Source organism: Pontiella desulfatans, from assembly GCF_900890425.1.
Lineage (GTDB): Bacteria > Verrucomicrobiota > Kiritimatiellia > Kiritimatiellales > Pontiellaceae > Pontiella > Pontiella desulfatans.
Map to the genome: position 1 here is coordinate 1,185,973 of NZ_CAAHFG010000001.1, position 12,066 is coordinate 1,198,038.

Below are 12,066 nucleotides of genomic sequence, written 5' to 3' on the forward strand. Positions count from 1 at the left end.
GGTGGTTGAAAGTTAGCCGGATTCCGGAAGGAAGGTGGGCATGGTGATTCCGTTGGGGCGGAAGGCTTCGCCAAGGCATTGCGCCACGTGGGTTTCGCAGTTGCGCCCGCCAAGACCGTAGACATGCTGCACAGCACGGTTGAAGCGCCCGGGCAGCAGCAGGACGGGTGTGCGGCCGCGGTGGCGGTCGAGCTCAGCATCGATCAGGGCGATGGCCGCCTCCTCGGTACGGGAGGCGCCGGGGCCGATCATGTTGCAGGCCTGCGATGAGCCGGAGGCCAGATAGCCCGTGATATTTCCATCCTCTTCGGCGACCGACAAATGCCACAGACCATCCGGGTTGGTGATGAAGTGGGTATAGTCGGTGCGCCGCGAGATGCCGGAAATCTCCAGCTCCAGTTTTGCAATCGCTTCAACATCGGCGAGCGTGCCGGAACGAACGGCTATGCCGCCATCCGCATTGGGCAATCCCGCTTCCGGAACGTCGACCAGCAGATCCTGATAGAACTCGAACGGCTTTAATCCGGCGCGGGTGTAGAGCGAATAGGAATCGAGATTCATGCAGCTGGAAACAAGGCGCAAGGGGAGTCCGGCGGCTTCAGCCTGAAAGATGATCTCCGTCAAAAGTTGCCGGGCGATGCCCTGGCCGAAATGGTCGGACGACACGTTCATGATTCCGAGCGAGAAGTGGGTTTCGCGCCGATGCATAAAGCAGGAGCCGCCAATGGCGCCGTCTTCATCGACACACAGCAACGCCTCGCTTCCGTCGAGCTGGTTGTACAGGTCGACAAAATCGCGCGTGTGCATTTCCGTGGGCGGGAAGATGCCCGTTCCAAATTTGTTTTGGTAGTAGGCATTGGTGGAATCGCGAATCAATGTTGCCAATGCGTCGCGGTCTTCGGGTTGCGCGCTTCGGATGGTATAGCTGCCCATATGTCCCCCTAGTTTCAATGTTCTTAGAATAGTCCTGACAAACTATCAGGAAGGGAAACCGCCGTCTTGTAAAAAAAAGGCATGGTGGTGTATTCCCCAACACGCGGCAAGATCCACACCAGCCTGCTTTTATTGTGAAGCCTTGGGTCGAATGCCCCGCAGCTTGCTGCGATTGATGGGGGGTCGTCGGCCTCGACGACTAGCGTGCGCAAGGCACGGAGGCCCTTGCCCCTCCATAGTGATACCCCTCAGCTTGCTGCGGGGAGATTCATTTACCTTGGTGACGGCTTGCACTTTTGCCACGGAAGCCGCGCCGGGACAAGAGCGGTCTGCTGTTCGAGCATGCCTGCTGCCAGACGGCTGTCTGCATGCCTTCAAGGGGGAGCGTCCTCTCCGGGTTGCGCCCCGAAAGCTTCGGTTGCTCAGGACGCTTTCCCCCGAAAGTGGCAAAGAAGGCGACCTCCCTGCCGCTGTTTAAAAACGAGGGATATGCCACCGTATCGATCGGGAAGATCGATCATGCCAATGCGGATGTCCCCCAAGAAACCCCGTCCAGTCGTTCAGGCCATCCACCGCGATAAACAGAACATTGGGCTTCCGATCCTTTGCTATTCCGGTTAGGGCTGACATCGATACGATCAGGATCTCAGTCGTCAGGGAAGCGATTTTTCTTTTAGTTCGTCTCATTTTATTTCCCGCTTTCTGTTCTTTCGTTTCGGCGCGGAAGGATAGGGTCGCTTAACCATACAATTTCATTTTGTGCTTATGTCCTCGGTATCCGGTTAAGATTGAAACAGTCAATGTATTGATAGCGGTTTCGGGTCATGCACGAAAGCAGCCGGTCGACTGTTTTGCGCCAGATCCTTCTCAAACTGATCGATATGGACCCGCATTCGGGCAGCGACTTCCGGATGGTTCTTCAACACATTCGTGGTTTCCCCGATATCCTGTTCGAGGTCATAAAGCGCGGGCTTGGTTTTTTTTCCTTTTTTGTCGTGCGACTGATGATATTTCCATTTGCCGGAACGTACTGCCGCGAGGGCGTTGCCTTTGTGGAAGAAGAAGGCTTCGTGCGGGCTTTTTGCGCTTCCGGACAGCACCGGCCAGATGTCCTCGCCGTCGATCACGCGGTCGGATGGAATGGCGGCCCCGGCCAGCTTCGCGAAGGTTGGCAATAGATCCATGGCGGTCATGAGTTCATCGTTCACGGTGGCGGCGGGGATTTTTCCGGGCCAGCGGATTACGGCCGGCTCGCGCATGCCGCCCTCGAACGTGGAGCCTTTCTTTCCTTTCAACGGCGTGGCTCGTCCGACAGCCGGGCCATTGTCGGAAGTAAAGACCACCAGCGTGCTGCCATCAATTCCGTGTTTTTTCAGGGCATCCAGAATCTGGCCGACCGACCAGTCGATTTCGCTGATGGCCTGCTCGAAGATTTTGTCCCGGGTTTTATAGTCGATGTTGCTGTTTTCCTTGGCCAGCTTCTCTTTGGTTTCTTCCGGCAACTCCTTCATGAAAGGCGGCGAGACATGCAGCGGGCGGTGGGGAATCGGGTGGGGGATGTAGAGGAGGAACGGGACGTCGTTGTTTTTCCCGATGAAGTCCACCGCACGCTCGGTGATGCGCCGAGTCAGGTAGTCCGCATCGGGATCCATTTCAACGACGGTCTCGCCTTCGAGCAATGGTAGGGAAGGAAAGTTGTAGTTTTTCTGATTGGGATGAAATGGATGGATGTCGTGGCTGTAGGGGATGCCAAAGAATTCGTCGAATCCCTGCCGGGAGGGAAGGAATTCCGGCTGGTCGCCAAGGTGCCACTTTCCGAACATGCCGGTTTTATATCCCGCCGGTTTCAGCACTTCGGCCATGGTGATTTCTTCTGGGTTGAGTCCTTTCGCTTCAGCAGCGAGCAATACGCCGAAATTGGAGCCGAAGGCCATGTCGATCCGCTTGGGATAGCATCCGGTCATCAGGGCGGCGCGGGACGGCGTGCAAACGGGCGCCGCCACGTAGAAGCTCGTCAGCCGCGCACCTTCGGCCGCCATCTGGTCGATCCGGGGCGTATCGACATGCGTTCCCCCGAAACAGCCGAGGTCGGCATACCCCTGGTCATCGCTAAATATCACCACAAAGTTGGGCTTTTCCGCCGCCGTTGCCTGCAGCAAGCACGCCAGAATGCTGTATCTGATCACTAGGCCTAATTTTCCCATATAATGTTCCTTTATGAATCAAGGGATGCCCAGCCGATAGACCTTTACGTCGTGGCTGGCGATTTCCAGTTTAAGCGATTGATTGATCGTTCCCAGGGTTTTTTTCGCCCACAGGTCTCGGACGATATAGGCGTTCACTTCCAGGCTGGCATCGGCAAAGTTAAACGTGAAGTCCACCGGCTCGTCGTTGCGGTTCAGGATCAGGACGCCCGTGTCGCCGTTCTTCAACGGCTTGACCCAAACCTGGACGCCATCCCGGCTGTATCCGATCTTGCCTTGCTTGCACAGCACATCCTGGTTCAAGGCGATAACTTCTTTGTTGGTGATGATTTCGACGACATCGTCTGGAATATTGCGCAGGTCGTTGCCCAGAATCAATGGAGAGTTCAGAATGCACCACAGCGAAAAATGGGCGCGGTTTTCAGCCCGTGTAAGATTTCCGTTGCCCACCTCCAGCATGTCGGGATTGTTGAAGGCGCCGGGGCCGGCGAGTTCCTCCAGCCCTTCCTGCATGTCGAGGATTTGCATGATGCGTTTCCAGTTTGCCTTGATGTCGCCGGTGGTGCGCCACATCGTGCCCAGCTCCGGTGCCCATGCAAAGGCCGCGTGGCGCTGTTCGGCGGTTACCGTTCCATTCGTCGCCTTGCGCTGGCGCCTGCTCAACGACCCGGCCCATCCTTTTTCGCAAATGGCGTGAACCATCTCGGGGTCGACCTTGTTCAACGCCTCGGTGAAGACCCGGTAGCGACGGATGATTTCTTCGCGCCCGGTTTCCTGTTCATCGTTGCGCGTCGGGCAGTAGTCGTATTTAACAAACTTCACGCCCCACTCGGCAAACTGCTGCGCATGAAGTTCCTCGTTGCCCAAGCTACCCGGCCAGTCGCCGCACGTCCGTTTGTTCGGAGAGGAATAGATGCCCAACTCGAACCCCTGCGACTTGACATAGTCGGTCAGCGGCTTGATCCCTTCGGGAAAACGGTTCGGGTCGGGAACAAGCCGGCCATCGGCCGCCAGTTCGCGCTCGGGCCATCCATCATCCATGACGATGTATTTGTAGCCCGCCTCATCGAGCTTATACCTCTTTGCCCCGTCCACGGTTTCCCGCACCAGGAAGCCATGCACTCCCAACCCGAATTTGTTGTAGGAATTCCAGCCCATGGGGGGTGTTTCTCCACCAGCTGCATCCGTCGCCTGCAGCAAGCTCGCCAGAAGACAAGATCCAACCAACAGGCTGAGCGTCCGGTGCATAATCATTTTCCCGCTGGTTTTTTCCTGCGTTTCTTTTGCTTAGGCGGAGCCGCGGGTGGCGCGTAGGATTTGATCAAGGCATCGAGTTCCTGAATCACTTCGGGATAGTCCCGGTACAGGTTTCTGGTCTGGGCAAGATCCGCTTCCAGGTCGTATAGCTGGGCGGGCGGGGCATCCGGCTTGATCTTGCCGTTTTCAATATCGCTGTTTTTGTAGCCGGCATAGGCGACCGCCGGTGCCCCTCCAAAATTGTGGTCGCCTCGTTTGTCCCCGGGGAATCCGCCGCTTCCCTGTCCGCCGATATACATCCATTTTCCTTTGCGGACGGCCAGGCACTGCGGCTTGTTGGGCGCGAGCACCAAGTGTTCGCGGATTGTATTTTGGGGGTTTCCAGTAAGCGCGGGCAAAAGGTTTACGCTGTCGCGCGCTTGACCGGGTTTGATCTCGACGTCGGCCAGCGCGGCCATGGTGGCCACCATGTCGACATTGCAGAGCAGCTGCTTCGAGACGGATCCCGCTTCGATGTTGCCCGGCCACCGGGCGATGAACGGAATGCGATGCCCGCCTTCCCACACACCGAACTTGAAACCGAGCAGCTCACCGTTGATGCGATGTCCCGCGTCCCAAGCATCCTGGCCGGTCGTGTTGAACATACCGCCGTTGTCGCTGGTGAAGATGATCAGCGTATTGTCCGCGACGCCGTTTTCTTCCAGGCATTGGATAACTTCGCCGACCATCCAGTCCAGCTCGTGTATAAAGTCGCCGTACAGCCCGCATTGGCTCGTGCCCTTGAAGCGCGGTGCGGGAGTGAAGGGGTGGTGGATATTGGTGGTGGGCAGATAGAGGAAAAACGGCTTCGCCTTGTTTTTGCCGATCCAGCCTTTCGCCTTTTCAATCAGCAGCGAGGCGGTACGTTCGTCGTCGTAGATTTCGTGCGCCTTCCTTGCCCCCGCAAAAATGTTCGGGCTTTTTCGTCCGGCCTCCGGTGGGAAGGTCGGGGTCGGCGACGCGTTTTTCTTGTCGATCTTCAGCGGGTCGTTCGGGTCGAATCCAACGATCTCGTGGTTTTCCACATAGACAAAGGGGACGCCGCTGTTTACCTGAGGAACCCCGAAATAATAGTCGAACCCGACCTCTAGCGGACCGGGTTTCAGTGGCTTGTTCCAACCGTGCATGTCTTCGCCAAAGCCAAGGTGCCATTTTCCGATGCAGGCCGTGGAATAGCCCGCCTCTTGGAACACCTTGCCCAGCGTCTGGCGTTCGGTTCCAATCAGCAGGCCGGTCTTGTAGCTCAGGGGACCCCATATTCCGTGGTCGCCGTGACGCAGCGGATAGTCGCCGGTCAGCAAGGCATAGCGCGACGGCGTGCACACGGCCGAGGCCGAATGCGCATCCGAAAACCGCCTGCCCTCGGCGGCCAGTTTGTCGATGTTCGGTGACTGCACCTTGGTCGCGCCGTAGCAACCAAGGTCGCCATAGCCGAGATCGTCGGCGAAAATGAAAACAACATTTGGCGTTCGCGCCTCCTCGCTGAACCCCGTCATCGAAAGCGCGAATAAAACCAAACCAATCAATCGTCCTATTTTCATTTCTTCACCTTGTTTTTGGGCGCAGGCGCCTTGAATTCTATTTTAGCCCGTCCCTTTTCGGCGTCGGACAATTTATCCCAATGCAGTCGGTCGTTGCCGATCACCGGCACTTCCGGAAAGAGCGAGCCGGTGGGGCGCTGTTCCGTTCCTCGTTGACCGTATTCGCCTAGTTTTACTCGCATGTCGTTTGCCAGTCGCGTCAGGTGAGCGACGACCTCTGGGTATTTCGCCGAAAGGTCCGAATCTTCGCCTTTATCTTCAAGGTTGTAGAGGAGAGGTTTGGTGACCGGGTTCCTTCCGTGTTCCCAAAACGGAATCTGCTCTTCCGTGCGGGGGAGGTGCAGCTTCCAGTTGTCCACGCGGACGGCCTGCAGGTTTTCACAGTTGTAGTAATAAAAGGGTTCTACCGGTTTGCGTGCGATGGGGCGCTGGTCGAATAGGGGCACGAGGCTGGTGCCGTCATATGCCCGATCATCCGGGAGCGGTTCGCCGATGATTTCGCTCAGGGTTGGGAAAAGGTCCATCGCGTTTGCCGGGACATTGGATACGGCGGGTTTCGTGATCCGGCCTTTCCAATACAGAATGAAGGGGACGCGATGCCCGCCTTCGAGTGAAACATACTTTGTGCCGCGGTAGGGAAGGGCATATTCGTTTTTAACCGGGCCGTTGTCGGACGTGAAAACAACCAGGGTGTTTTCCAGAATACCATTCCGCTCCAACGCCTTGACGATTTGCCCGATGCTCCAGTCGAGTTCCTGGATCACATCCCCGCGCTTGCCGTCTTGGGAGCTACCCGCGAATGCGGGTCCGGGCTTGTAGGGGGTGTGGGGATAGTTGTGGGCATAGTAGAGAAAAAACGGCCGGTCTTTATGGGTTCCAATGTCGCGCAGGATACGGGCGGTGTAGAGCTCGGTGAGCCGGGGTAAGGGGGCTTTTTTATAGACGACTTTCTTCCCGTCAAAAAAATGCGGATCGGCGGACACGTTGCTGGGGATACCGTAATACTGGTCGAATCCCTGATTGAAGCAGGAGAATTCTTCCTCCGTACCCAGATGCCATTTCCCCACCATCAGTGTTGTGTAGCCCCGCTTCTTGAACTGCTCAGCCAATGTGATCTCATCCGGGTTCAAGCCAAGGAACCAATGTGCTTCGCGCTTGGAGTTAATCCCCATATACAGGCCGCACCGCTGCGGATAGCCCCCCGTCAAGAAAGCCGCGCGCGAGGGCGAACAGATGGAGGCCGCCGTGTGGAAATCGGTAAACCGGATCCCTTCGGCCGCCAGCCGGTCGATATGCGGCGTCTTGACTTTCTTTGCGCCGTAACAGCTGACATCCGAGTAGCCCATGTCGTCCATCAGAATGAAAACAACGTTGGGGCGCAACGCTGTTTTTTCTTCCTTCCTCAAAAAGTCGAATCGCTCCAGAAAGGGGAGGCGCCGGATTTCTTTGGATCCGATATGCAGGCCCCATTCGGGCATGCGGCCTTTGCCGCTGTCGGTAAATGCTTCGGGGCGATACGTGCCCGCAGCATAGATGGTGTGGGAGAGCGCGCGTTGCTTTCTAAAAGAGATGCCGTCCGGGGCGTACTGAAGCGTGTTCCGGATTCCACGGGGGCCAATTTTCCCGATCAGGGCCATCACGCCCTCGCCTTCAGGCCACACGACCACCTCATGCCCACCCTGAATGATCGGGTTGGACTCATGTTTGATGTAGGGGCCTTCCGGCTTGTCGCTGATGGCCACCCCCATCCTGGTCTGCCCCGGGGATTTCCCCCATTGCCGCCCCTTGTAATACATCCAGTATTTTCCGTCGCGAACGATCAGGCACGCGTCGTCGACCCTGTGACTGTCGAATAGGGACGGATCGTCGCTGGCCTTGAGAATTGGATTGCCGCCCAGCTTTTTCCATGGGCCGTCCGGGGAGTCGGACACGGCTAGTCCAATGGCCGTTTTGGTGGATGATTCGCCCTGGTTGACGAAGGGTTCGGGCACGGCCGTGTAGAACAACCAGTATTTGCCTTTGGCGACCAGAATGTTGGGCGTGAAAACGCTGTGCTCATCCCAACTCCCTTTGGGGCCGCGGGGAAGGGACTCGCTCTTTTCCGTCCAAACGTGGCCATCGGTTGAGGTCGCGTACCAAATGGTCGCATCATATCCACTGACTTCTTCCGGATCGGTATGCCGCGTATACCAGACATAGTATTGGTCGTTTACCTTGATGATATCGCTGGGGTCGCGGCGCATGATGCCTTCCTGCATGCCCAGCCCCTTGGCCGGCGATGTGGTGTGGGTTTGTGTCCAGGCCCTGTCTGCGCTGCATGTCAGCAGCATGATTAGGATGATCCAACGCATATGATTCCTTTGCTATATGTTATGTACGGAACAGCCTGAAAGCTGAAGGTAAAGTACGAGGTTTATTCGTTCTCCCACGAAAAGCTGAATCGTTCAAGGAAGGGAAGGCGACGGATTTCTTTAGACGCGATATGGAGGCCCCATTCAACCATCTGGCCTTTTCCGCTGTCGGTAAATGCTTCAGGCCGATACGTCCCTCCGGCTCGCATGCCATTCGGGTCATCCTTTGTTTTTTCAAAGGTGATCCCATCCGGGGCATATTGGAGTGAGTTCTTGATTCCTGGCGGGCCCGCCTTTCCGATTAAGGCGGCGACGCCCTCGCCATAAGGCCACACAACGACTGCATGTCCGCCGTGAATAATCGGGTTGGCTTCGTGTTTGATATAGGGACCTTCCGGCTTGTCGCTGATGGCTACGCCCATCTTGGTCTTCCCCGGCGAGTTGTTCCATTGCCGCCCTTTGTAATACATCCAGTATTTTCCGTCGCGAACGATCAGGCATGTGTCATCGATGCGCAGGCTATCGAATGCTTCGTGATCATCGCTTGGTTTGAGAACTGGATTATCCAGCTTTTGCCAGGGGCCATCCGGAGAATCGGACATGGCCAGGCCAATGACTGTTTTTGAAGTCATCTCACCCCGGTTAATGAAGGGTTCGGCAACGGCGGTGTAGAACAACCAGTATTTGTCTTCGCCAACCAGGATGTTGGGGGTAAAGACGCTGTGTTCATCAAAGCGTTCTTCGCCGCCGCGGGGAAGCGCTTCTCCCTGCTCCGTCCACGCATGGCCATTGGTTGAGGTGGCATACCAGACCGTTGCATCGTATCCGCTTGGATCCTCTGGATTGGTGTGCCGGGTATACCAGACATAGTACTGGTCTTTTACCTTGATGATATCGCTGGGGTCGCGGCGCATGGCACCGTCCTCGATCCCCAGCCCCTTGGCCGGCGATGTGGTGTGGGTTTGAGCTGGTACCCCGCCTGCACTACAGAGCAACAATATCAGAATGGTTTTTATATGGATCATTTTCGGAAGACCTCTTTGATTTCATGCAGCCGCACGCCCAACGTTTTTTGTGCGATGGCGTCCAATTCCGATTCCGGCCCCGCAATATGAATGGTGCGCTGGATGTGCCGAATGCTTTCACCGGGTTTCAGCGCGGCAGCGGGCGATGACGTCTCCAGTTCGTAGAACGGCCCCAGTGGATCGAGGCCGGGGCTGGGCGATCCGTCGTTGTATGAATTGATCACGTCGCCGCCGAACGGCTGCTTTTGGATTTCCCACATGGAGTTGACATAGCCGTCGGTTTTTTTCGGCGCGTTATAGGTGACCAATGTGAGCACCCGGCCATCCGCATCATAGCTGCCGGCGATGCCTTTGGAGCGCGCCGGGCTGATGCCGATTTTCCCCCGACGGGTTCCATCGCCTTTGAAAAAAACAGTGGATTTCGACACCGCCATGTATTCCGGCGGCACCCTCCCGAAGTATGCGTCATTAACCGCGGGGCCAAGCTGCGCTTCCGGTCCATCCTTGAAAGGGATGACAACCGTGGTGCCGGGCGATGGTTTGTACATGCCCAGCAACCAGATCGAAAGCATGCCGCCTTCTTTCGTCCAAGGCTGGTCACCGATGTTTTTGAGCACGTTGTCGGATTCATAGGCCACATACTTCACATGATCCGGCACGCTGCTGCCGAACACATCCTTTACACCGTTGTCGTCCAGCAGCCGAACCGTCCGTTCGATGCCCACCGAAAATTCCGTGCCGCTGTGGTTCTGGAGCGAGCAGTCATGCGCAAATGCAACGCTGTCTTTGGTTTGGTTCGTTATTCGATAGGGAAGGGTGTCGAGCGATGCCGGGGTTTTCCACACGGCGAATTCGAAGGGATCGCCCGGTTTGAAAAAGATTCCAAACTGTCCTCCCTCCGGCCCCAGCCAGAAACGCTCTTCCCCGCCAAAGACATAGATATGCTCCTCCAGTGCCCCCTTGGCTTCCCGCTCCGAGAGCAGCCCTTTTTCAATGACCTTATAATTCAGCCATCCAAAACTGGCTCCGGCTCCGGTTGTGCTGGTCATGACGCGACCCTGATACTGCGGCACCACCGCAGCCTGCCGCTCCCCTTTCTTGAGTACAACCACATCGGTATGTTTTTTGAGAAATGCAACATCCTCATCGAACGTGAGGGGTTTGGGTGCAGCACAGAGCAATGCTGCGGAAACAAACAATCCATGCATTATGCCAACTAGTTTTTTATTCATGCCGTTTCATCCATTTTCATCCATCAGGTCGCGCGGTTATAAAGTCCAACCTTCGCGATATTCATGCTGAATAAGGCGGTTGGCCAGCTCGTGGTCGGTTTTCATGTTTTTGCTGTCCCACATTAATTTGGTTCCGGCGCCGACACGCTCGGCGACGCAGCCGAGCAGGATGGTTTCGGTCAGTGGCCCGGCATAGTCGAAGTTGGATTTTGCGATCGAAGGATCGTTGGCCTTGATGGCGTTGAACCATTCCACGTAGTGGCCGGGCGAGCGTTGCATGGTCTTCGGGGGAATTTCTCCGGCGCGGGCGACGGCCTGCATGGCGCTTTCGGGGAAGAGGCGCGGCGTTGTTTTATGGGTGCACATCATGCTGTTTTTGCTACCGTGGAAAATCATGCCACTGGAGGTCAGGGTGCGTTCCTTTTCCAGCGCTTCCGGGCGTGGTGGCAGCGTTTTCCCGTCGAACCATTTCAACGTGACCGGGGGCCGGGCGCCGCGCGCCGCGAACTGGAAGGTGACGGTTGCCGACGACGGGTAGGTGTGCTTGGCGCTGGCGGGGTTCGTGCGTTCGAATTCCGCCTCGACGCTCAGCGGTGCGCCGAGTCCGAGCGCCCAGACGGGATAGTCCATGATATGCGCCCCCATGTCGCCGAGCGCTCCGGCTCCATAGTCATAATACGCGCGCCAGTTGAACGGGGCGACGACCGAATCCTTGTCCGTTCCGCCGAAGGGGGCGTCGGGAGCCGGCCCCAGCCAGAGATCCCAGTTCAAAGTGGATGGTGCGGGTTGCGCTTTCGGGCGGACGATGCCCTGGGGCCAGATCGGCCGGTCGCTCCAGCAGTGCACCTCGGCAACGTCTCCGAGCAGGCCGCCCTTGATCCATTCGTTGACCAAACGCGCCCCTTCGCGGGCGTGGCCCTGGTTGCCCATCTGGCAGACGATTTTGTTTTCGCGGGCATATTCCGTGAGGATGCGCGCTTCGGAGATGGTGCGGGTCAGTGGCTTTTCGCAATAGATTGGCAGCCCCAGCTGCATGGCGGCCATGGCCACCACGGCATGGGTGTGGTCGGGGGTGGTGATGACGACCGCGTCGAGGTTTTTCGCCTCCTTGTCGAGCATCACGCGCCAGTCCTCGAACCGCTTGGCGGGTGGGTGCTTTTTGAAGGATGGCGCGCTCCGCACCTGATCGACGTCGCATAGCGAATGGATATTGTGAGCGGCGCAACCCTGAATGTTTATCCTTCCTTTTCCGCCAATACCGACAAATCCAAGGTTTAGGCGTTCGCTCGGTGGGAGTTGGTTATTTCGGGACTTGCCGTCCTTGCGGGCGCTTTGCGCCAGCACGGACGATGGAACAATATTGAACGCAGCAACGGCGGCGCTTGCCGCCAACACCTTTCTCCGGCATATCTGGTTGGTCATAAGTTCTTCCTCATGATGAGTCATTCTACTCTGGAAAGATAGCATCGAGAGGGGTGGGGGTC

Annotated in this window: 9 protein-coding genes; 1 reads left to right on the forward strand and 8 read right to left on the reverse strand. The window is 57.0% G+C overall.

Annotation, left to right across the window (positions count from 1 at the left end):
* Nucleotides 1–12: 12 nt before the first annotated feature.
* A complete protein-coding gene (locus tag E9954_RS04555) occupies nt 13–933 on the reverse strand; it encodes a GNAT family N-acetyltransferase (protein WP_136078040.1) in 921 nt (306 codons plus the stop codon).
* Between the two features lie 296 nt (nt 934–1,229).
* Between E9954_RS04555 and E9954_RS33820 the strand changes: the two genes are divergently transcribed.
* Nucleotides 1,230–1,514 (forward strand): sulfatase-like hydrolase/transferase, encoded by a 285-nt coding sequence (locus E9954_RS33820; RefSeq protein WP_136078041.1) that lies wholly within the window; start codon nt 1,230–1,232, stop codon nt 1,512–1,514.
* 216 nt (nt 1,515–1,730) lie between these two features.
* Here E9954_RS33820 and E9954_RS04565 read toward each other — a convergent pair whose 3' ends face one another.
* From E9954_RS04565 to E9954_RS04595, 7 genes are all read right to left on the reverse strand, one after another.
* Nucleotides 1,731–3,137 carry a sulfatase family protein gene (locus tag E9954_RS04565; protein ID WP_136078042.1) on the reverse strand — a complete coding sequence of 469 codons (1,407 nt, stop codon included), beginning with the start codon at nt 3,135–3,137 and terminating at the stop codon, nt 1,731–1,733.
* An 18-nt stretch (nt 3,138–3,155) separates the two neighbouring features.
* On the reverse strand, nt 3,156–4,391 hold the full coding sequence (locus tag E9954_RS04570) for a glycoside hydrolase family 27 protein (RefSeq protein WP_136078043.1): 1,236 nt from the start codon (nt 4,389–4,391) through the stop codon (nt 3,156–3,158).
* Entirely contained in the window at nt 4,388–5,974 is a 1,587-nt protein-coding gene (locus E9954_RS04575; protein ID WP_136078044.1) for a sulfatase family protein, read from the reverse strand. Before E9954_RS04575 ends, E9954_RS04570 begins: the two co-directional genes overlap by 4 nt.
* Nucleotides 5,971–8,325, reverse strand: a complete 2,355-nt coding sequence (locus E9954_RS32950) for a sulfatase-like hydrolase/transferase (protein ID WP_222847053.1) — start codon at nt 8,323–8,325, stop codon at nt 5,971–5,973. Before E9954_RS32950 ends, E9954_RS04575 begins: the two co-directional genes overlap by 4 nt.
* Before the next feature lie 62 nt (nt 8,326–8,387).
* Nucleotides 8,388–9,350: a family 43 glycosylhydrolase gene (locus tag E9954_RS04585; RefSeq protein WP_222847054.1), complete on the reverse strand. Its 963-nt coding sequence runs from the start codon at nt 9,348–9,350 to the stop codon at nt 8,388–8,390.
* Nucleotides 9,347–10,582, reverse strand: a complete 1,236-nt coding sequence (locus E9954_RS04590) for a DUF6786 family protein (protein WP_222847055.1) — start codon at nt 10,580–10,582, stop codon at nt 9,347–9,349. Before E9954_RS04590 ends, E9954_RS04585 begins: the two co-directional genes overlap by 4 nt.
* Nucleotides 10,583–10,618: 36 nt before the next feature.
* Entirely contained in the window at nt 10,619–12,004 is a 1,386-nt protein-coding gene (locus E9954_RS04595) for a Gfo/Idh/MocA family protein (RefSeq protein WP_168441967.1), read from the reverse strand.
* Between the last annotated feature and the right edge of the window lie 62 nt (nt 12,005–12,066).